This is a genomic window from Paenibacillus sp. V4I3 (assembly GCF_030817215.1).
Lineage (GTDB): Bacteria > Bacillota > Bacilli > Paenibacillales > NBRC-103111 > Paenibacillus_E.
Genome location: NZ_JAUSZA010000001.1, coordinates 3,541,627 through 3,562,663, shown reverse-complemented (window position 1 = coordinate 3,562,663; position 21,037 = coordinate 3,541,627). Strand labels below are relative to the sequence as shown.

General features: G+C 44.1%; 17 protein-coding genes and 1 pseudogene. 7 read left to right on the top strand and 11 right to left on the bottom strand.

Annotated features, from left to right (window positions below; translation table 11 throughout):
* Nucleotides 1–415 precede the first annotated feature (415 nt).
* Both QFZ77_RS16390 and QFZ77_RS16385 read left to right on the top strand, forming a co-directional pair.
* Nucleotides 416–1,078, top strand: a pseudogene (locus QFZ77_RS16390) (DUF2278 family protein); the annotation flags it as partial.
* A complete protein-coding gene (locus QFZ77_RS16385) occupies nucleotides 1,073–1,432 on the top strand; it encodes a lamin tail domain-containing protein (RefSeq protein WP_307449581.1) in 360 nt (119 codons plus the stop codon). The pseudogene QFZ77_RS16390 and the gene QFZ77_RS16385, both read left to right, overlap by 6 nt.
* Nucleotides 1,433–1,527: 95 nt before the next feature.
* On the opposite strand, the gene QFZ77_RS16380 is transcribed toward QFZ77_RS16385, so the two are convergent.
* The 7 genes from QFZ77_RS16380 to QFZ77_RS16350 all read right to left on the bottom strand — a co-directional run bounded on the left by QFZ77_RS16380 (nucleotide 1,528) and on the right by QFZ77_RS16350 (nucleotide 11,702).
* Complete coding sequence (locus QFZ77_RS16380; protein ID WP_307441064.1) at nucleotides 1,528–2,556, bottom strand: hypothetical protein; 1,029 nt, start codon at nucleotides 2,554–2,556, stop codon at nucleotides 1,528–1,530.
* Between the two features lie 631 nt (nucleotides 2,557–3,187).
* The gene (locus tag QFZ77_RS16375; RefSeq protein WP_307441063.1) at nucleotides 3,188–4,060 is read right to left on the bottom strand and encodes a sugar phosphate isomerase/epimerase family protein; all 873 of its coding nucleotides are present in this window, start codon (nucleotides 4,058–4,060) and stop codon (nucleotides 3,188–3,190) included.
* 35 nt (nucleotides 4,061–4,095) lie between these two features.
* A complete protein-coding gene (locus tag QFZ77_RS16370; protein ID WP_307441061.1) occupies nucleotides 4,096–5,340 on the bottom strand; it encodes an alpha-L-fucosidase in 1,245 nt (414 codons plus the stop codon).
* Nucleotides 5,341–5,460: 120 nt separating this feature from the next.
* A complete protein-coding gene (locus tag QFZ77_RS16365; RefSeq protein WP_307441060.1) occupies nucleotides 5,461–7,155 on the bottom strand; it encodes an ABC transporter substrate-binding protein in 1,695 nt (564 codons plus the stop codon).
* Nucleotides 7,156–7,275: 120 nt separating this feature from the next.
* Nucleotides 7,276–8,175: a carbohydrate ABC transporter permease gene (locus QFZ77_RS16360; protein ID WP_307441059.1), complete on the bottom strand. Its 900-nt coding sequence runs from the start codon at nucleotides 8,173–8,175 to the stop codon at nucleotides 7,276–7,278.
* Between the two features lie 71 nt (nucleotides 8,176–8,246).
* Nucleotides 8,247–9,131 carry an ABC transporter permease gene (locus QFZ77_RS16355; protein ID WP_307449578.1) on the bottom strand — a complete coding sequence of 295 codons (885 nt, stop codon included), beginning with the start codon at nucleotides 9,129–9,131 and terminating at the stop codon, nucleotides 8,247–8,249.
* Nucleotides 9,132–9,464: 333 nt separating this feature from the next.
* Nucleotides 9,465–11,702, bottom strand: a complete 2,238-nt coding sequence (locus QFZ77_RS16350) for a helix-turn-helix domain-containing protein (protein WP_307441058.1) — start codon at nucleotides 11,700–11,702, stop codon at nucleotides 9,465–9,467.
* 141 nt (nucleotides 11,703–11,843) lie between these two features.
* Between QFZ77_RS16350 and QFZ77_RS16345 the strand changes: the two genes are divergently transcribed.
* From QFZ77_RS16345 to QFZ77_RS37835, 4 genes are read left to right on the top strand one after another with little or no spacing between them, the layout of a single operon-like run.
* Nucleotides 11,844–13,328 carry a spore germination protein gene (locus tag QFZ77_RS16345; RefSeq protein WP_307441056.1) on the top strand — a complete coding sequence of 495 codons (1,485 nt, stop codon included), beginning with the start codon at nucleotides 11,844–11,846 and terminating at the stop codon, nucleotides 13,326–13,328.
* 25 nt (nucleotides 13,329–13,353) lie between these two features.
* Nucleotides 13,354–14,415 (top strand): Ger(x)C family spore germination protein, encoded by a 1,062-nt coding sequence (locus QFZ77_RS16340; protein WP_307441054.1) that lies wholly within the window; start codon nucleotides 13,354–13,356, stop codon nucleotides 14,413–14,415.
* A complete protein-coding gene (locus tag QFZ77_RS16335; protein ID WP_307441052.1) occupies nucleotides 14,415–14,984 on the top strand; it encodes a GerAB/ArcD/ProY family transporter in 570 nt (189 codons plus the stop codon). The genes QFZ77_RS16340 and QFZ77_RS16335 overlap by 1 nt, the downstream gene beginning before the upstream one ends.
* 13 nt (nucleotides 14,985–14,997) lie before the next feature.
* Complete coding sequence (locus tag QFZ77_RS37835; protein WP_373462612.1) at nucleotides 14,998–15,528, top strand: GerAB/ArcD/ProY family transporter; 531 nt, start codon at nucleotides 14,998–15,000, stop codon at nucleotides 15,526–15,528.
* A 67-nt stretch (nucleotides 15,529–15,595) separates the two neighbouring features.
* Here the strand turns inward: QFZ77_RS37835 and QFZ77_RS16330 are convergent, their stop codons facing one another.
* Nucleotides 15,596–16,453: an alpha/beta fold hydrolase gene (locus QFZ77_RS16330; protein ID WP_307441050.1), complete on the bottom strand. Its 858-nt coding sequence runs from the start codon at nucleotides 16,451–16,453 to the stop codon at nucleotides 15,596–15,598.
* A gap of 67 nt (nucleotides 16,454–16,520) precedes the next feature.
* A complete protein-coding gene (locus tag QFZ77_RS16325; protein ID WP_307441049.1) occupies nucleotides 16,521–17,897 on the bottom strand; it encodes an MFS transporter in 1,377 nt (458 codons plus the stop codon).
* 322 nt (nucleotides 17,898–18,219) lie between these two features.
* Here QFZ77_RS16325 and QFZ77_RS16320 point away from each other — a divergent pair, with 322 nt between their 5' ends.
* Nucleotides 18,220–18,801 (top strand): TetR/AcrR family transcriptional regulator, encoded by a 582-nt coding sequence (locus QFZ77_RS16320; protein ID WP_307441046.1) that lies wholly within the window; start codon nucleotides 18,220–18,222, stop codon nucleotides 18,799–18,801.
* A gap of 172 nt (nucleotides 18,802–18,973) precedes the next feature.
* Here the strand turns inward: QFZ77_RS16320 and QFZ77_RS16315 are convergent, their stop codons facing one another.
* On the bottom strand, nucleotides 18,974–19,657 hold the full coding sequence (locus QFZ77_RS16315) for a DUF4386 domain-containing protein (RefSeq protein WP_307441045.1): 684 nt from the start codon (nucleotides 19,655–19,657) through the stop codon (nucleotides 18,974–18,976).
* A 175-nt stretch (nucleotides 19,658–19,832) separates the two neighbouring features.
* Nucleotides 19,833–21,029 (bottom strand): LuxR C-terminal-related transcriptional regulator, encoded by a 1,197-nt coding sequence (locus QFZ77_RS16310; protein ID WP_307449574.1) that lies wholly within the window; start codon nucleotides 21,027–21,029, stop codon nucleotides 19,833–19,835.
* Nucleotides 21,030–21,037 lie beyond the last annotated feature (8 nt).

Here is a 21,037-nt window from a genome sequence, read left to right as displayed (position 1 = left end):
AAAGCCTAAATCAATATTACCATATTATGGACTTTCTTGAGGATTATGTTCCCACGCAATCTTTCCTCTAACTGATTTGAAATAAGAATCTGGAATACCTTTAACAATAAAAGCTATAGCATTACCGAAATTTCCAATATGTACATCATGTGGGTTTCCTTCTAGTTTTCTAATGGCATTTAATCGTGAAAAAAGGGTGCTACTAAAGATACCCGAGAGCTAAATTGTCTGGAGCCAATACGATGTAATGGCCGCCAGCTTGAACGAATCCGACATCCGATATCGTGTTTTTCCTATGTGTATTATGGTTTACAAAAAGTTACATTGAATAGAAAGAGGAATTATCCCCCTTATGTGGAAAGGTTAATTGAGTGAACAACGGACATTTTCGAGTCCGGATTGAAGGAGGAACATTATGCCCATCCATCCCTACGGATTGCTCAAATGCAAAGCACACGACCGGCGTCTCGGCACAAACGAGAACCCGCATTACCAGGTGCACGCTATCGCAAATAACGAACACTTCCGCATAGCGATCAATGTCAAGTCGCAGCAGAGCCCATCCGAGCTGTTGTACTGTACGATTGAACATTTTCAACATGTCACGACAGCCGAATTGTCTGCTATGCCATTTGGTTTTTCACCGCTGGCAAGCAAGCCTGACGGACAGGCACTCGATTATATTCGTAGCAATCTATTCGATCGCCGTAACATGCTACCGCTTGCCTTCAATATTCCGGGAAGAGACAACGATCTGAACGAGAAGCTTGACTTCTACATCAGACGCGCGATGGAAACAGATGATGCCGTTATGTACGCATTCGGTGAAAGATGGGGTCCTGAACACGGCAAGTCGGACAAAATTTTTGGATTCGAAATCGGCAACGGCATTCACGATATTCATATGAATCAAGGTAATAGTGGCACATTTACGAAAGACGACGGTGTCTATCAGGACGGGGGGCTGCTGATTCGCTTCCCGTCGGAGGACAGGTGGATCGCCGTATTCCTCGCTTTTCAGTCCCAGTCATGGCACACCGACGATAATTCGGGACACGTAATCACAGGCCCTGTGGAGGAACCAGTACCTAATACCGACACAACGCCGGTTCAGGTGGAAGGCGGCAGCATTCGAATCGCAGGGGTCGTCGTGCTGACTGAAGACGGCAGTTACGAAACGGTCACACTGCTAAATGCTTCCAATCGGGCTGTAGACTTGACAGGGTGGGTAATCGCAAACAAGGCTAAGCAAAAATATAAGATTCATGGCATCATCGAACCCGGACAGTTTATGTCCATCCCAGTAGCTGAACCTGCATTCTTCCGAGACAAGGGTGATATTATTACTCTACTCGACCGTAGCGGCCTAAAAGTCGCCGGAGTCTCATATACGAAGCATCAAGTGAAACCAGGCTGGACGATACTCTTTTGAATTTATACAAATAGAAGAACCGCCTTCCAATTAATAGTCGGAAGACGGCTTTTTATTTTTTTACGGATTTTTTTTGTTATATAAACTTATAATTCTTATGGTTTGGACACGGGAGTGTAAATTCCATTTACGTACACGTTATGTCCGAAGTATGTTTGGCCATTGTCCCGAAGATAAAGATCTGTATTGGATATCATATAGAAGGATAATTCATATTTTCCGTCCGTGAAAATCATATCTGCAAATGAGGGGGTAGCTTTACCCGTCTCAATGGTGCCTATATTGACCCCACCATTCCTCAATGCTTCTTTATTCGATGCGTAAAAAGCATCAAGACTGAATAAAATACCATCACCAGAAGCTTGTTTAATGGTCAACGTAGAGCCAGCAAGCTCACCTGAGTCCTCCAACTTATAAGTGCCAAGATGCAATCGTTGCCAGGCGTTAGGTATACTTTCTTTTGGGTCCGTTTTCAGGCCGATCATTACGTCCTGAACTGTCAGGATTCGGTATGGAACTCCGGAGCGTGCCTTGTCCTCGATTGAGCGATCCTCTATAAACCCGGAGTCGGTCTGCTTATAAATTATTAATTGCGAAATGGGGATTGCCCCCATATACCCAAAACCAGTTGTGTAATCAGCGATCACGATAATGTCCTTCTTACCATCACCACTTACATCTCGAAAAGAGACTGCTGAGATAGAATAAAAAGACTCTGGCGATTCGGGATCAAACTTCAATTCAGCCACTGAATCCCTGTTTTTGAAATAAAAATGCGGTCTGTTCTTTCCATTTATTTTTTCTTCAGTGGATATAAAATCAGACTCTCCAAAATTATCGAAATTGACATGGAATGTCTGGTCTTTCAGTATATCCCCTATGATTGCGTCTAATTTTCTTGGGACAGACGGAGTCGTTGAATTAGCTGAATAAGAAGTTGTATTAGATGTTTCTTTTACTGTGGTGGGATTTGGGGATGAATGGACTCCATTTACTGTAGGAGATACCATCGAATCCGCAACAGTTGCGGAAGCTTGGGATGGCTCGGAAGGTGTACTGTTACCCTTGCAGCCAGTGATGGGGAGGAGAGTAAAAGCGAAAAGAAAAAGAAGTTGTCTATTCAAACTTAATTGCCTCCGGATCAGAGAATTCACTCTAGTTATGGTTTCAAATAATTTCGATAATATGTTCGATATCTGATCTTCAAAACCCTGTTTTATTTGTATTAAACTGTCGCGCTGAAAAGGCCGCCGAGCTATTTATCGGCAGCCTAGTGGTACAATATTATTATGAAGCTATCGTGTTCTTTAGTTCCACCCTTTAGCAATAACCGGTTTCTTTTTATTCTTAAAAACCCTACCTAATAAACTCAATTTCTTTTTTCGTTTGAGAGCGAGTTTAACACCTTCAATTAGTAGTCTTGATCTTAATTCGTCGCGACGATTGAGCGTGTGTAACCTCTTTATGAACTGCTTGTCCATGTTGACCATCCTCTCAAGTGTCTGTAAATGAGTAGCAGGACTTCTTATTCTGATATATCTATTATAAGCTTGCATTGGATAAATGTTTGTCACATTATAGATGAGTATTACGCTTATTTTGTCGACATTTAGGTAGCACAAAGAGATCAGAAACACCGTCCCGACCCCAAAATGCTTATGAATGGCTGTATCTTTTCACTTGAAACTCTTATCCTGCTACACTTATGCGAAAAAAGCAGCTAATCCATACTGGACGGCTGCCTTTGTCTTTCACCTAAATTTCATTCCACAATCTTCTTAAGTTATTCATGCCTATCCGCGAACCGATTTCGCAGTCTTCCATCCCTTCGAATTCTACAGTTACATAGCCGTCATAGCCCGAGTTTTTGATCAGCTTTATGATTTCTCTGATCTCGATGTCCCCATGGCCGACGATTGCCCCCCTTAAATAATTCCCATTTGTAGTCCGGAACCAATTGCCCTCTCCCGGGTCTTGATAGTACGGTCTGAAATAAAAGTCTTTGAAATGGATTAAAGAAGCGTACGGCAGATTTTTGCGAACGCCGACAAGTGGAGCTTCGTCCACGCACATAAAATTCCCTACATCCAATGTCGTTTTAAAATTTGGGCGGTTCACTTCGGCCAGCACACGCTGCACCCGGTCGCTCGCCTGCACGGAGAAACCGTGATTTTCAATCGTTGTCGTTATGCCGTAGTTTGCCGCATAATCGGCAATAATTCGGCTTCCCCGAACGATGAGCGGTAAACTGTTTTCAAAGTATTTGATTGTCATTTTCTCCGGAGGCAGTGTAAAGGCAGTAACATCATGGCGCATATGCCTCATGCCCAATCGATGCACAAGATCAACATGCTGCTTGATGCGGTCCATCTCCGCTTCGAACTCTTCCTCCGTCCCCTGCACGAAATTAGCGGGAATTGAATAATTCGATAAGTCGATGCCAACCGATCCCGCCTTATCTCTGAGCGCATCCGCCAGCTCCAGGTTATCCACAAGCGTATAGCCATACGGAACAATCTCCAGATGCTCGCCGCCGTTGTCTTTCACCCACTGAACTGCGTCCAGAATTGTCATTTTTTCCGACTTCAACGCCTGCAGCAAACTATAAGAACTAAGCCCGATTTTCATCTTCATACCTCCAAGTATTCATCATCGATTAACGTTCAACCTTCGTATCCGTTTACCGAAAAAGCGGCAAATTTGCGTACAATCGGCGTTGCGGCGCACGCGGTAAACCGGACTCTCAGTTCGCTTGTCTCAACCGCTGTAAATCTGTCGATTTTCTTGTGACCGATGGCGCTTCCTTTTACAAGCTCCACCCACTTGCCTTTACACTTCGCTTCAAGCACATATTCCCGTACCCGCTCGCCGTGTGCGATGTCTTCCATCAAAACGACGTGGTCGACGGATTGCTCTCCCTCCAAATAAAGCGTAACTTCCGTTCCTCCTCCTGTTGTAACGGCAAGCGGAGCATCAAACCGGCGGATTTCATCGCCCAGTTCGACTACACGCTGCACGTCCACTTCCGGCAGTAGACCGCGGTCATCAGGAGCCACGTTTAACAGCAGTGTCGCGCCATGCCCTACTGAGCGGTAATAAAGATCCATCAAGTGTTCCAAGCTGTGCAGGCTGCTCTCGTCGTCCGGATGCCAAAACCAATGGCGTCTGCGGATCGGCACATCGCACTCTGCAGGCACCCATGACGTAGTTCCTTCCATCCAAGTAAGCATGTCGCTTGTGAACATACTCTCTCTTGCGCTCTCCGCCGTATTCCAGCACGGATATGGGGCAACGCCGTCTTCGTTTCCAACCCAGCGAATCGTCGGCTGTCCCATATTGAACACCATCGCATCCTGTTGGTACTGTGTGACAAGTCCGATAATTCTCTGCCAGTCGTACTCCCGTCCCTGAGAGCCCGCCCCATCAAACCATACCTCAACAAGCGGACCGTATTGTGTCAACAGCTCAGTCAATTGTTCCGCATAGAAATCGTCGTATGCCGCTTTGTCCGAATAGCAAGGCTCATGTCGGTCCCAAGGCGATAAGTACAAACCGAACTGCAAGCCTTCCTCCCGGCAGGCATCGGACACTTCGCGAACGACGTCCCCCTGTCCGTATTTCCATGGGCTCGACTTAACCGAATAATCGGTCGTCTTCGTTGGCCATAAGCAGAACCCGTCATGATGCTTGGCCGTCAAAACAAAATATTTAAATCCGGCCTGCTTTGCTGTCCTTACCCACTGGCGCGCATCCAGCTGCGCTGGTTTGAACTTTTGTGGTGAGTCCGTGCCCTCTCCCCATTCCTGATCACAAAACGTGTTCATGCCAAAATGACAAAACATACCAAGCTCCAAGTCCTGCCAGGCCATCTGCTGAAGGGTCGGTTTCGCTAAAACATCAGTATCCATGAATGAGCCACACTCACTTTCTTTCATTTATATGATAATCGCCTTATCTATAGCAGTCAGAAATCGCATAGTTCCGCCATCAAATCAGATCCGAAGGCGGAACATAATGAAACTATCGTATTACTTTTTGGCAATTGCCTTTTGATAGATTTCGATATACTTGCCTAGCTGCAGGCCGTCAAAACCTTTTACATAGCTATCCCAATCTTTCTCAATGTCTTTGCTGCCCGTAATGAACTGCGCCATGTTGGACTTAATGTAATCGCGAATTGTCGTTTTCAGTTGGGCTGCCACTTCCGCATCTTCCAGTGCGATGAACACGCTGGACGGATACATCATCTTCGATTGGTAAGGTTCATATTTCGCCGATTCACGCTTCAGTCTAACTTCGTATGCACCTTCAGCAAAAGGATCTTGAAGGGCTGCCCACGAATCGCGGTATTGGAACGTTCGGAGAGATGGACCGATCTGTTCCCAACCATCGTTGTGCGTCGTTTTGGTTTCAGCTTTCGGAATAATGGCATATTTCGCCGGCTTGCCGTTCATATCCTGCTCGCCGTCCTTCGCTTTGCGCCATCCTTGGCCTTCCGGACCGCGCTCTTCAAGTACGATTGCTTCTTCCGTGTACAAATAGTCGGCCAAACGGATTGCGGCAATTTGCTGTTCTTTCGTTGCTTTATTCGTAATCGCCATCTGCGAGCTGCCCACTCCCGCAAAATACCCTGCTTGCTGCACACCGTTCGGTCCTTTGAGTGGAGGAACAGTTACGTATTCTCTATGGCGCGGGTGCTTTTCGTCCGGCGAGTGTGCGTAACTGATCAAAGCCGTTGTAATGCCTCCCATCACATTTGCGTCCTGGCGGTTGCCCAACTGCTGAATCGCGTCGGAATTTTGCGTAAATGACGCTGGATCGATTAGTCCTTCCTTATATAACTTGTTCAGGTACAGCAATCCCTGCTTCCATTCTGCCTTATTGGCGGCCAAATCCACTTTACTGTCCTTCAACTGGAGGAACGTGCCGCTGTCTTTGTCCACCTGGTCGTCGATAATGAACGAGTTCATCAGAAAGGAGGCAATGTTTCCTGCCCACATGTCGTCGGAACCAGTAAGCGGAATCTCGTCTTTTTTACCGTTGCCGTTCGGATCTTTTTCCTTAAATGCTTTCAGCACCTCGTAAAACTCATCCGTTGTTGTCGGCATTTTCAGCCCGAGCTTATCCAGCCAAGATTGATTAATCCACAGCTTCTGGGCGTAGTTACAGTGATAGCATTCGTTTATTTGCGGAAGCGCATAAATGTTGCCATCCGGCGCCGTGATCGAGCTCTTCAGATAAGGCAGATCGGCCATCGCTTTCTTGAAGTTCGGCGCGTATTTATCAATCAAATCATTCAGCGTAATAAATACGCCCTGTTTGCCGTACTTCATCTGCTCATCTTTGGTCAAGGACCCATGTAGAATTACTTCCGGATAATCGCCACTTGCCAGCATTAGCTGTTTGCGGTCGTTAAGTGCTTTGTCAGGTACGAGGTCCCATTTAATTTGAATGTTTGTCTTGTCCTGAACGTATTTCGTAAATGTATTGGTCTCCATATTCTCGATGCTGGCGAGCTGAGGTGCAAACATTTTGATCGTCATCGGTTTCGTTACGATCGGGTATTGTCCAACAGGTGAGAACACATCGCTAGCAACAGGCGCGCTGCCTGAAGGTGTGTTTGCTGCATGCGTACCTGATTCTGTGCTGCAAGCGCTCAAAACGAGCGAAAAGCTTAATGCTACCCCCATCGTACCCATGTAAGCTTTATTCCATTTTTTCATATAGACGACTCCTCCCGTTTTATCGAACCATGTCATTTGAACCCAAAGGAAGTAATCTAAGCTGCACGACGAACTCACCACCACCTTTCATGTTAATTGGGCTGCTTGGCCGCCAAAGCGCTACCCTTTCAATGAACCAATCATGACGCCCTTAACAAAATGCTTCTGCACGAACGGATAAATGATCAGCACGGGGGCACTCGCAACAACGATAAGCGAATACTTGAGCAAGTCCTTCAGCCCCTGCTGAGCCAGCATCTGGTCGACTTTGGACACCATGGTCGGATCGATCGTGTTCAAAATCAAAATGTTGCGCAGCACGATCTGCAGAGGGAACAAATTCGGCGATTTCAGGAAAATCAAGGCATCGAAGTAAGCGTTCCAATGGCCGACAGCATACATCAGCGTTAGCACAGCCAGAATCGGTTTGGAGAGCGGAATCACGATACTGGTAATGAACCGGATGTCGCTGCAGCCGTCAAGTTCAGCAGCTTCGGCGATCTCATCGGGAATCGTTGTCTGGAAAAAGGTGCGAGCGACAATAACCTGAAACACCGCCATCGCTCCTGGCAAAATCATCGCCCAGCGAGTATCGAGCATATGCAGGTTTTTCACGACCAGATAGAACGGGATAAGCCCTCCGTCAAACATCATCGTGACGACTAGAAGCACCATAATAAAATTGCGGCCGTAGAACGTTTTTCTGGCCAGCGGATAAGCAAGCATGACGGTCAATGCAACGTTAACAGCTGTACCGGCGACTGCATAAAAGAGCGAATTCAAGTAACCGGATACGATTTGCGGATTGCGGAACACTGCTTTATAGCCCTCCAGTGTAAAATCGACCGGAAACAGCCATACCTTACCGGATACGACAGCTTGCGGCGAGCTAAACGATGAGCTGATGATGAAAATGAGCGGGAATAGGACGACTATCAGCACCACTGTTAATAGAACGTAGATGCCGAGCAGAAACAACCGATCGCCCTGCGATTCCCGAATCGTTGTCGTTTTTAACATAAATGATCCTCCTTACTGCGGACTGACGCTCCTGAATTGTGCGTAACAACGGGTTCTTGCAGCTCCGTCCGTTACCACAAGCTCGAATTGGACAGCTTCTTGGCTATATAGTTGACACCTACGAGAAGAATCAGGTTGACGACTGAGTTAAAGAAGCCGATTGCTGCTGAGAAGCTGAAACTGGAGCTAAGCAGACCCACCTTGTACACATAGGTCGAAATGACTTCCGACGTGCTGACGTTAAGTGGATTTTGCATCAAATATATTTTTTCGAAGCCAAGCTTCATAATGTTGCCTAAATTCAAAATAAGCAGGATGACGGATACCGGGATGAGACTCGGGATATCGATATTGATGATCTTCTGTGGTCTGGACGCGCCATCCACTTTCGCCGATTCATACAGTTCAGGGTTAACGCCTGAAAGAGCCGCTATATAAATGATGGCACCGTAACCCGTATACTGCCAAACATCTGACCAGACATAGATCGATTTGAACAAGCTGGGAATACCCATGAAGTTTGTGTTTTCCACGCCGAGCATTTGCAGAAACTTGCTGATGATTCCGACGTTTGGCGACAGTGTTACGATGAGAATGGACACCATGATAACCGTTGAAATAAAGTAAGGCGCGTAAGTGACCATCTGTACGCTCTTTTTGAAAAATCCGTTGCGTATTTCATTCAAAGCCAGCGCCAGTAGGATCGGGGCCGGAAAGCCGACAAGCAAACCGTACGTACTGATGCCGAGCGTATTCTTCATATACAACCAAAAATTCGGCGATTCAAAAAATTGTTCAAAATATTTCAAACCAACCCAGGGGCTTCCCCAAATGCCTTTGATGACGTTGTAGTCTTTGAAAGCAATGACAACACCAGCCATAGGAATATACTTAAAAATGACCAAATAAAGAAGCGGCAGTAATACAACCAAATATAACTGCCAGTGACGCTTCATTTTTTTCCCAACGTTGTTTAAAGATGACTTGCTGCCGGGCAATACCGTTTTATGCTGCTTGCTGTTGTTTGGAGGTATGGACGTCCTTAATTCCTTTTGGATGATTGACATTAGCTCCTTCTCCTTTCGTCCAATGCTGATGGCGCTTCATATCTTAATACTAGAGTGCGATAGCAGGATGCTGCAAGAAACAAGAATCGTGGCCCTAACCTTTTTCGCATAGCCTGAAAATACGCGCAGCTCCGGTTAATAGCCGGAGCTGCTGCTTGATAACCAATATTAAACGGATAGGTGAACAAGCTCTACAAACTCTTTTCTACCGCTTAACCAATTTCACCCAGTCTCCCTACGTGCCGCTTCCTCGCGGAATTCGCTGGGGGAGCAGCCAATCACTTTCTTAAACGCGCGGCTGAATGAAATCGCGCTCGTATAACCGACCTGTTCGGCTACCTCCTGCATGGAAGCTTGCGATTCCGTAAGGAGACGCTGCGCAACCTGCATGCGGATATCGATCAGGAAGTCGACGAACTTCTGCCCGGTCTCTTCCTTAAACAGCTTACTTACATATTTGGCATTGATGTTGAAGTTTGAACTGAGATAATCGAGCGACATATTCGGATTGGCGTATTGTTCTTCGATGAATTTTCGCATATCGCGAATCGTAGCTGCATGCAGACGCTGCTCCTGCGCTTCCTGCAAAACGGTACCCAGACTATTCAGCACGACTATAGTCTCTTCCCGCATTTGATCGAGAGAATGGCAATGATCAATGGTTTCACTCAGCTTTGGTAAACCATCCCGTACCCATATTTCTTGAAACTCTTTGGTCATGCCAGCCATTTCCCGGCCCAAATAGTAAATTAAATAATTCATCAGATTCGTAATTTCATCTTTCGTCAGCAGCCCCTGTTTCATTTCGCGAAACAGCTCGTCGTACTTTGTCTCCCATTCGTCTTCGAGCAATCTAAACGACTGGACAATGGAGCGAATCGCGTTCAGATGCGAGAACACTTCGGCTTGGCCGTGATTTGCGATGTGTTTGCTTGTAATGAGCCGGTTTTCCCCGAGCACAATTTTATGTTTCAGCGCCGTAAGCGCCTCTTTGTACGAATTTGCAACATCGGTAAGTTGTACAACCTGCTCACCGATACCGATAGTTACCGTAAACTTCAAGTTATCCTGCGTCCATATACGAACGCTCTCAAAAAGCTCGAGAATCTCAGAATGCTCGCTGGTCTCTTCCTCGCTGTCGACGAACACCATGACGCTGAGCTGAGACGCGGAAGTCCACTCTGCCCACAGCTCGAGCTCATGCTTGGGAGCAAGCTCTTGAATGACGCTGCGAAGCGCGAATTTAAGCAGATTCTGGTCTATGCGCGAGTATTGGCGGCAAAAGTCATTGTATTTATCCATTTCGATCACAAGCACCACTTGTCCGTCGGAAGGGCGCGGAAGCTGCAAACTGCTCGTTTCTTCTATCCACTCATCGACGGTTAATCCCGTACCGCCTTCAATAAGCTGATGAAACAAATACTTCGTTCGAAGATGCATGTCTTCTTTGTGCTTTTGCTGATACTGATTGGACTGCTCAATAATATTTACGAGCGCCGATTCGATGAACGAAAACTCATCCCCGCCCTCCTTAGACAAACTACCTGACAGCGGAAGACGGTAACCGCGAATACGCGCCACTATCTGCTCAAGCGGTTTTGAATTGCGTCTGGTCACATAAACTAGCCATATGAATCCAAACACAATCATCACGATCCCGATAATAAACCACACGTTATACAGAGATGAGACGATATGAAACACCCTGCCGTTGACAAGTCCGCTTTGATAGGACCATCCCGTATAGCTCGATACGTAATTGGAGAATACCCTTGCTTGTTTATTAGAGCTTGAATCTTTAAACAAATCGTTGCCTGAAGCGTCCAGAACCCCGATAAAGCTTGCTTTCGAATCGTAGAGGTCGGCGATATTTTTTTGCAAAGAATCGGTCGCCACATTGACAACGATCATACCTTTCTCGCTCGTAATGAACGGCGCCCCCCGGACAAGACTAACAACAGGCTTGCTGCCTTTCACCGTAAACTGCTCAAAGTCTCTAACGCCCGACCAGTGTTTGGACACCTGTGGAGCCATGGCTCGTTTAATGAACGGCTCGTCCATATAATTGCTGAGTTGATCACTTGTCGCATTGCTGAGAACGAAATTGTCTTCAAAACGCACCAAATAGATCGAATCGATAATTGGATAGGAAGAGATCATATCCTGCATTTTTTTCACCGCACTTATATTGATGTAAACGTTATCTTTTGCGTCATTATTAAAGAAATCAATCAATTGCTTATTGTTAATCGATTCGGTCATCACCATATTGTCAATCGCTTTCAGGGAGGTGTCGATCAGACGCATCGCCTGCAGTGACAACATTTTGTTGGCGTTCAGCGCCTCCTTCCGGCTTTGCTCGCTTAGCAGCTGAAAAAATACGAAAAACGTAAACGTGACCACGATAAAAAAGATCGGTACATACGAAAGCAGCAGCCGATGAAATAACGTTTTTCCCATGTTCAGCCTCCCGTTTAGAATACCTGCTATTGTTTATTTCTTTATTCAGAGGTTATTCCCTTCTCCTGCTGTCGATCGAACTCTTTTTTACGGATAGTTTCTGTATCTAAGTTCATAATAAGTGGAAGATCTTACTGAGAGGTGTTGATTCCAATTCCGGAAACTATATACACGGTTTTGAAAGATACCTTCAAATCGAATGATTTTGAACAATCTGTCCATACTATTCACGACAAACGGTTTCATTTTACATATTGCAAAGCCATTGTAGACCAGGAACTCATTCATCATGAATTACTCCACCATATTCAAATCTCAGAAGCAGAAATTAATACTCTTCATGCGTTAAAAAATATGATTCCCCTTGAGAAAATCACGTTATCATCAAATTTGGAAGAGATTTCGCAAAGCTTGATTAAAGGCTTCATTTATGTTCAGATGGAACCTGATTTAAATGAAGGGCTCTTAATCCATATTGCGGATCTAAAACGAGGGTATCGAAGTAATAACGAAGCGGATAACGAATACAGCGTAATTGGTCCGAAAGTCGGCTTTGTCGAAGATATCGATACCAACCTTAATTTACTCCGAAAAGAGATTATATCGGATAAACTTATGTTTGAGGAACATATCATAGGTTCTCTGTCACAAACGAGAGTAATAATTGTTTATTTAGACGGTGTTTGCAACCCCCAGCATATAAATACAGTAAGACAAAGGCTCTTGGATCTTGATTTTGATGTGATATTTGATAGTTCGGTTCTTGACCAAATCATAGCGGATAACGCAAATTCACCATTCCCTTTATTTATGTCATCTGAACGTGTGGACAGGACAAAATTTAATCTTCTTAACGGTCAAGTCGCCATATTAAGCAGTGGTTCTCCTTATGTCATATCAGGACCTACCACTGTGTTTGATTTTTTCCTCTCACCCGAAGATTATTATCTGCCATGGGTTTTGGGTTCATTCTTTCGGTGCATACGGTATTTGGGAGTTGCCTTTTCCATTCTTGCATCTCCCTTCTATGTTGCCGTGTTAACCTTTCATTATTCCGTTATCCCGCAATCTCTTCTAGCCCCGATTATCGAATCAAGAACGAATGTCCCCTTTGCGCCGATTATTGAAGTATTGCTGTTGGAATTAACCGTCGAAATGTTACGTGAAGCTGGGTCCAGATTGCCAACCAAAGTCGGACAAACGTTGGGGATTGTGGGCGGTATCGTACTCGGAGAAGCAGCCGTGCAAGCCGCTCTCACGAGCAACATATTAATCATCATTGTTTCTCTTTCGGCCCTCTCTTCTTTTGCCACACCCATTTTCAAAATGGCTAACACGATCCGTTTTTTGAGGTTTCCTTTGATGGGCTTGGCGGCAGCATGGGGTGGGTTAGGCATTATGATCGGGTTAGTGATTCTTTTAGGCCATTTGTTGAGATTAAAATCTTTGGGTACTCCCTACATTGTTCCCATGTTCCCATTTCGTTTCCGTGATTTCACAGATAGTTTTATTCGATCTTCCCTCAGTCTTACTTTTAATCGACCTCGTTTTCTACGTCCTCTCTCGATCAAAAGATATAAGGTAAAGAAAAATAACGATATTAGTAACGATTACAACAACGAATAAATTACGAAGTAAGGGAACTAGCGGCATGAATAGATTTGTCTCCCTCCTTTTCTTTTGCTTCCTATTATCGGGATGCGCAAAAGAACAAATTATAGATCGGATTAAGCTTATACAAAGTATTGGATGCGACTTGCAAGGAGATACATTTAAGGTTAGCGGTACATATACGGCGTATGAAAAAAAAGCTAGATTATTTCTATTTAATGGAGAAGTTAAATCATTTAATGAGATACTTACACCTTTCACTACGCAATCGGATCACCCTATAGCAATCGGTCAATTACGGACATTGGTTATTAGTGAAAAAATGGCCAGAAGAGGCATATCAGAGCTTGCCAGTACCGTAGTTCGTGATCCCCTTATTAGTAATCGCTCTACAATTGTTTTAACAACAGATCTGGCAAGAGATATATTATCTGAAACTTTAAAATATCCACCCATCTATTTATCAAATCTAATCAAACAAAACATGGACACTGGGAATACGCCTACAACAAATGGCCATTTATTTCTTGATCATTACTTTGGAGAAGGACAAGATGTTTATTTGCCCATTTTGGTTAAAAACCCCAAAGGTGTTTTACAAATGGACGGTGCAGGTATTTTTCAGGGTGAAAAATTAAAGCTTTTGTTGACAAATAAAGAAGGATTATTTATTAAACTCCTTAAAGATCATAAAGCCAACATCACGTCAGGCATATATGATTTCACAAATGATCAAAACGAACAAATTTCATTTAAAATTATTGATTCAAAACGAAAAATGTCTGTAATAAATGAAAAAGCTGTGATATCACTTGATCTCCAAATCGACATCCGAGATTATCCAGCATCCTTTAACGTTTTTGAAAATAAAAACGATATGCTTGAACTAAAGAAGCAAATCGAAAATAACTTAACAACCGATATCAAGACTATGCTGGAAAATTCCCAAAAGAATCTTGTAGATCCAATTGGGTTAGGCCATCAGAATAGCATTCACCAACGGAATTGGAATGAGCAAGAGTTCACTGCTCACATTTACCCAAATTTAAAATTTGATGTTCAGACAGAAGTTAAAATATTATTATTGGGAGTTGGGCATTAGTGCAGAACGTGGTTAAGGAAAACCACTTGATTTCCGGCTTTTTTGTATTTTTCCTCATCCATGCTTCTTTGGTCGGGGTTGGTGCTTTAAGTTTTCAACATTTAATTTTTGATTTTGCTGGCAACGATACTTGGATTTCAGTTCTTTTTATGGGATTAAGCCTTCATGTCATCATTTGGATGATATTTAGGATGCTTGGCAATCCAGCCAAAGATGTCATCGACTTACATCGCATACTTTTTGGTAAATTCATTGGGAATGCCGTTTCTTTAGTGATGGTCGGATATTATTTTATACTGGCTCTAACGGTCTTTCGCGGCTACATCGAAATCATACAAGTTTGGATGTTTCCAACCCTTAGAACCTGGATTCTGGCATTCCTATTCATCTGTATCATCTACTACATTGTTTCCGGAGGGTTTCGAGTATTAGCCGGGTATTGTTTTTTCGGTGTTATTTTCTCCACGCTTTTACCGCTGTTAATGTACTTCAATATCAAGTTTGGGCATATCGACAATTTATTGCCTGTGTTTAATCATTCTATGAAAGATCTGCTCAACGTCATCTAAATACTCAGGCATCATGTTCATGGGATTCGAAGGTTTACTCATTTACTTTCCATTTATAAAAGCCCCAGAGAAAAATGTAAAATGGGCCCATCTCGGTTTATTTTTAAGCACACTCAAGTACTCCACACTAACGATTGTAACCCTCATGTATTTTAGTCAGGGGTTATTAAGGCATACCTACTGGCCAACTTTGGTGATGATAAAAGTGATTGAGTTTTCACTTATTGCAAGGGTTGAATTTATTTTTATATGTATCTGGCTTATTATTATTATCCCCATGCTTTGTCTCTCGGTTTGGAGCTGTACTAGAATTATAAAAAGAGTTACGAATCTTAAACCAACGTTGTCACTATTACTGATACTGATAGCAATCTTCATAGCCACACTACCATTCAATGATCGCGTTAAGATTGATTGGTTAGGAAAGAACGTTGCAGAGATTGGATTTTATTTTATTTACGCGTATATCCCGCTGTTATTTATCCTTTATCTGATTCGCAGCAAAATCTCACAGCAAAAATCAAAGACTATACGACCCGAATAACAAAAAACCAGCCAAAACACGAAAAATGGTGTTGGACTGGTTTTTTGTGTTATCGTACTTAGTCGAATTAATCTCTATTTAGAAACATGGAAACATGTTCGGCAAACAAATCCGCGTATTGGAACATGAATCCGTGACCGGAATCCGGATAAATGATCAATTGTGCATTAGGAATTCGCTGGGACACAATATAAGAATTGATAGTCGGAACCATAATATCATGATCTCCATTAGCTACAAGAACGGGCTGCTTGATCTCTCCCAGTCGGTCGAAGGTTGAGTTCGTTCCCCAAGCCACAGCTGATTTTATTTGCGCTTGTACCGATTCAGGCTTGACTAACGGCGCTCTATCGTCTTTTCTTCTAGCAAGCCGTTCTAGATAGTTAAGCCCTGCCGCTCTGCTCGTTTCCGTCTGTTCGAAGAACAAGTAAAGGAAGTCCTCCGGTTCGTTAACCGGCTTAAAAGCAACTTCGAACACTTCAGGTTTGCCAGACTGTGTACCTTCCCCCGTTCCACCTCCTGTACCTGCCAAGATCAAACGACGGACCAAGTCGGGGCGATCAAGCGTTACTAGCTGGGCTATATAACCTCCCATAGAGAAGCCGAGGAGATCCAATTGTTTAAGACCAAGTGCTTCAATGAATGTGACTGCGAATTTCGCCGTTCCATAGAAAGTTTCTGCTACCTCTCCTGAAGAAAATCCTACACCTGCGCTATCGAACAGGATGACCGTACGTTCCTTCGCTAATGCATTAACAAAAGCAGGATCCCAATCATCCATGGTACCTCTGAAACGTTGGCAGAATACAAGCGGAACATCGGATGGTTTACCGAAAGTCCGGTATGCGAATCGTATTCCGTCAGCTTCAATATAAGAAGTCTCAACTGTTTCTGCTGTTGCCCCACTTTGTTTAATTGCATTCATGATTTATCTTCTCCCCTGAGATTAATTTTGATAGTATTATGTCCAAAAAGTGAGTCTTATTTAAATCTTAGGCCATTTCTACTTTTCTCAAAGTCAATCTGAGGTAACCAATTGCGCAACCGATGGATAAGATTACAATTATCGCCAGTCCCCAATAGATGTTGCTATAAGCACTCGCTTGAGGAATGTTCTTCTGCCAAACTAGGGCACTTGCTGTCATAGCAACACCGAAGGCTCCGCTAAAAAATTGGAGAAGCTGAAACAGACCGAGTCCAGATCCAATCTGAGAAGGCAGCAATATTCTAGACATTTCATTGGATACACTGCTATTCAAAATCGTTATACTAACGCTCATTAGCATATAAATCAACATGATCGAAACAAATGAAGTTCCTTCGAACAAGGCGAACAAAATGACGGAAGCAAGAAGGAACAACGGTAGAAATCTGATAATCGTGTTGTTTCCACGCGCATCAATGATACGGCCAACCCGTCGGGATACGAACACGGCTAATATCGAGCCTGGAAAAATGACAAGCCCGGCTTGAATAGCACTTAAGCCATACTGTTTAACAAGAATCTGCGGCATTAGGAATAGTGTAGCGAAGCTGCATAGATAAGCTGCAATCCCCACAGCTCCTAGAATGAGAAAAGACCGATTCAGGAATAGCGATGGGAGTACGAAAGGCTCTTTAACAGATCGGATGCGGACGATAAATAAGGCAAGAGCGATAAGCCCAATTATGAGCATGAACCAGGAATGGTTCGTTAAGAAAAGAAGCAGTCCTGTCGTTCCAACGCCAATAAACAATGCGCCTAGGGCATCAAATGACCCTTTCCGCGGCTCTTCTTTAGGAATGAGCACTACAAAGAAAGGCACTAACAGCAAAGTAACTGCCGTCACGGCGAACAAAATATGCCAGCCTAGGTATTGGACAATGGCTCCACCTACGACCGGTCCTAAACCAAGACCAAGCGAAATGGAAGACATGATCAGAGCCATTGCTTTACCCCTTCGCTCAATTGGCACATAACGTGAAATCAAATTTAGGGATAAGGCTGGGATTGAACCTGCTCCGGCTGCTTGTAGAATGCGAACGAATAGCAGCATGATAAAATTGTTACTGAACAATCCGGCGATTGCCGCAAGGCTGAGAAATAATATTCCTATAATAAAGAGCCTTCGTATTGGAATGAAATCAGCTAATCGGCTATACGTAATGGATGCCATCGCGAAAACAATGGAGTAGCCCGTCACTATCCACGATGTAGATGAAGCAGAAAGATGAAAGTCTTTTGAAACAGCAGGTAAAGCCAAATTAAACATCATCGTGTTCATGATGACGAGTACGATCGTTATACCGAGTAGAAAGGTAACCAAACCTTCTTTCATAACACCCTGATCCTTTTCATGGCTGGAAGCATTCTTCATCTTAAACGTCATTGTTTACCCCTCCCTCAAGCTTTATTCTTTTATAGTCCCAAATTTGATAAGTGAATATTAGAGTCATCCAGAATTCTTTCCTTCCCATTAAAATATCATTTAAGAATGACCATTCTTGAATAGACAGCGAGATAACAGTTCCGGCAGCGTTATCTAAGCCCAACTATACGCCATTTAAGAATGATCAGTCAACTATAATATTTGGATTTAAGGATATATATTGGTTTTTTGAAGCCATATCGATCGATATTTAAAGTATATTAGCTATTTATTTTGACTAACCGTTCTTAAATAATTATACTGTCCTTAAGGAGGTTAACCTATGCCTAGACCGAAAGAATTTGATCAAGAAATCGCTTTAGATAAAGCCATGGAGCTATTTTGGCAGCAAGGCTACGAAAGAACTTCTATTCAAGACCTCGTGGAAAAGACCGGTGTTCACCGCGGAAGCCTATATGATACATTCGGAGATAAAAATCAATTTTTCTTGACCTGCTTAGATCGGTTCCGTCAAGTTTCCAACCATAGACTTTTTTCCATCTTAGATGAACCCGGTTCTCCCAGAGAGGTGCTTTCCCGTTTCTTTGATAAGGTAATCGATAGTGCCTTGGGTAACGGAACGCAGCGAAGGGGATGTTTTATTGCAAATACAGCCATGGAGCTGGCAGCAATCGATTCCGGCATCGCCACTAGGGTTGAAGCATATAACCTCGACATGGAGTCCCGATTTTATCATTTTCTGCTGAACGCGCAAAAACAGGGGGGAATGAAATTCCACCATACTCTACGCGAGCTTTCACGGTTTTTAGTCAATACGCGTAACGGCCTTTATGTACTTGGCAAAACCGCTTCAGATCGGCAATCTCTGCAGGACGTTGTAAAAGTAGCCTTATCTATTTTGTGATTCGATAAGGAGCAATTATAAGTACCGGAAGGGTTGCCAGCTATACAGCTGTGTAAATAAGGGCTGTCCTCAAGTAGATTTATCTTGAGGACAGCCCTTTTAGAGCTGAATATTTATGTCAGTCAGCCGAACTTCAGACACCGCAGGAACTTTTATCAAGACTTCAACGTTCTTAGTTTTTTACAGCCCCAGAATCTATTGCAGTTGAATTAAAACCTTTTACTATCAACCATATTGGGAAAATGATTTCAAATAATGCCCCTGGAATATACAGGATCAATCCAATATCATAACCGAAAATCGCTGAACAGCCACTTGCTAACAAAGCTGCATATCCAATAAGACCAATGACTGAAATAAATCGTGGCATTAGTTTCGATTTATATAATAAATAACAAAATATCAGACTACCCAAGCTAAGAACTAACATAGCCATTTCAAAGGCCATATAATGTCCTTTCATAGCTAGATTCCCTATAGTTTGAAAATAGGAATTGCCCGAAACTCCTGAGGTTATATATTCTTCGCTTAATGTTATTAGTACTAGCGGGCTGAGTATACTCACAATGAGAAGCGCAGACTCAATGAGCCTGGAACCAAAGTACCCAAGTGCTATAGCTTCGCTATGTTGTTTTAAAATTGGAAACATTAACATGGCTATGCCAACAACTGCTGCGGAGTTAATCAGCTCAAAGAATATTCCCACTATCACTTTTGTTCTGTCTGGATAGAGTTTCGCAAGAAATTCCGGATGGTTTAGAATAGATTCTAAAACCCCATTTCCTATCATGAAAGCTGCCGTCGCAATTAGAAATAATACGCCTACAATTCTTGCGGTCTTTTTGTTTGAATTCATTTTCTCTCTCCTTTGTTTTGAGATGCGGCACAACCTACTGTCTATGCCACTTGCTCAATTTACAAGGATTATATCTACAATTTGGTATTAACGTATAGATACTAAAGTATTGTTTTAGGGTTTTTAGAGGTATTGTTGTAGGGTTTCAGAGGGGGTGGGCAAACGGACGTTTAGGCTACAACAGACCCAATTCACGGGCTCGTGCTATAGCTTCGGTGCGCCTCTGGACCTGCAGCTTGCCAAAGATATTCTGATTGTGCCCTTTAACAGAACTCAAGGCGAGGAAAAGTCGCTCGCTAATTTCACGATTCGAGAATCCTTGGGCAATGAGTTGTAGTACTTCTAACTCACGCCCGCTCAATGGCTCGATAAGCGGAATGGCAGGGGGCAGATCAGATACATCTTCGCTCTGCTGCTCCTCAGCTTCAAACAAAGCAAGCAGCTTACCTATATAGTCCGGTTTAATCCCATGCACTGCTGCATCGGACAATAGCCTAACCATCGGCATACCCTCGTCGACGAAGATACGGATAAAGCCGCCCGGCTCTGCCAGCGTCAGTGCGTCACCCATAAGTTTCACAGCCTTGTCCTTGACGCCATGCGAATGAAGAGCAACCGCCTGTAGAACCATCACCTTGAGCCGTTCATCCTCCCAGCCCTTTGCCCCCAGCTGTTGGCGCAATAGCTCCAACACCATCAATGCTGAGGACGTGTCTCCCTGGGCCAAGTGCACCCGCGCCTTACTGATGGGGAGTTCGTGTGTCTGAGCCAGATGAGCTGCTGCCGTCTGTTTTCCCTGGTGGAGCAACGTAAGCACTTGTGCGGCAGCAACTTCAGGCATTCGATTCACTAAGCTATGCTGGCGCACGGACTGACTAGCCTTAGCTAAAGTAGCAGCAGCGCCGGCCACATCTCCATGGACAAGTTTCAGACGGGCTAGAAACACCTCAGAAGCAATGACTCCTTCCGTGTTCTCTATCTGTCGCGCTAGTTGGACACTCTGCTGCCCATGCTCTAGAGCGGCATCCATGTCGTTCCATTCGTAGCATAAACGGGCCAAGCCAAGATGCGCTTCGCAGGTAGCCGGCAGAGGCAGATCACCTGCCAACTGCAGTACGCGGCGGTAACTCTGATCCGCCATATAGAGCCGGTTTGCAGTTTCCTCTAAGTTGCCCAGGCCGATTGTAGCCATTATGGTGATGTTGTTATCCCCAATCGCCTGACTGTTACATATAGCTTCGGTATAAGCCTGTCTGGCAGCTGCACGATCTCCCTGGAGCTGGCAGGCAACCCCCAGCATCCATGCAGCGGCAGTGCGAACAGACAGGTTGTCGGGGTGCAGATACTCCAAGGCGCGTCTCGATTGGGCAATGATGGTTT

What these genes read in the sequence shown, in the direction of transcription:
- QFZ77_RS16350 (WP_307441058.1), bottom strand. Translation starts at nt 11,702, where the DNA reads ATGGGAAAAACGTTATTTCATCGGCTGCTGCTTTCGTATGTACCGATC.
- QFZ77_RS16365 (WP_307441060.1), bottom strand. Translation starts at nt 7,155, where the DNA reads ATGAAAAAATGGAATAAAGCTTACATGGGTACGATGGGGGTAGCATTA.
- QFZ77_RS16325 (WP_307441049.1), bottom strand. Translation starts at nt 17,897, where the DNA reads ATGACGTTTAAGATGAAGAATGCTTCCAGCCATGAAAAGGATCAGGGT.
- QFZ77_RS16355 (WP_307449578.1), bottom strand. Translation starts at nt 9,131, where the DNA reads ATGAAGCGTCACTGGCAGTTATATTTGGTTGTATTACTGCCGCTTCTT.
- QFZ77_RS37835 (WP_373462612.1), top strand. Translation starts at nt 14,998, where the DNA reads ATGTTCATGGGATTCGAAGGTTTACTCATTTACTTTCCATTTATAAAA.
- QFZ77_RS16315 (WP_307441045.1), bottom strand. Translation starts at nt 19,657, where the DNA reads ATGAATTCAAACAAAAAGACCGCAAGAATTGTAGGCGTATTATTTCTA.
- QFZ77_RS16330 (WP_307441050.1), bottom strand. Translation starts at nt 16,453, where the DNA reads ATGAATGCAATTAAACAAAGTGGGGCAACAGCAGAAACAGTTGAGACT.
- QFZ77_RS16340 (WP_307441054.1), top strand. Translation starts at nt 13,354, where the DNA reads ATGAATAGATTTGTCTCCCTCCTTTTCTTTTGCTTCCTATTATCGGGA.
- QFZ77_RS16375 (WP_307441063.1), bottom strand. Translation starts at nt 4,060, where the DNA reads ATGAAAATCGGGCTTAGTTCTTATAGTTTGCTGCAGGCGTTGAAGTCG.
- QFZ77_RS16370 (WP_307441061.1), bottom strand. Translation starts at nt 5,340, where the DNA reads ATGGATACTGATGTTTTAGCGAAACCGACCCTTCAGCAGATGGCCTGG.
- QFZ77_RS16320 (WP_307441046.1), top strand. Translation starts at nt 18,220, where the DNA reads ATGCCTAGACCGAAAGAATTTGATCAAGAAATCGCTTTAGATAAAGCC.
- QFZ77_RS16360 (WP_307441059.1), bottom strand. Translation starts at nt 8,175, where the DNA reads ATGTTAAAAACGACAACGATTCGGGAATCGCAGGGCGATCGGTTGTTT.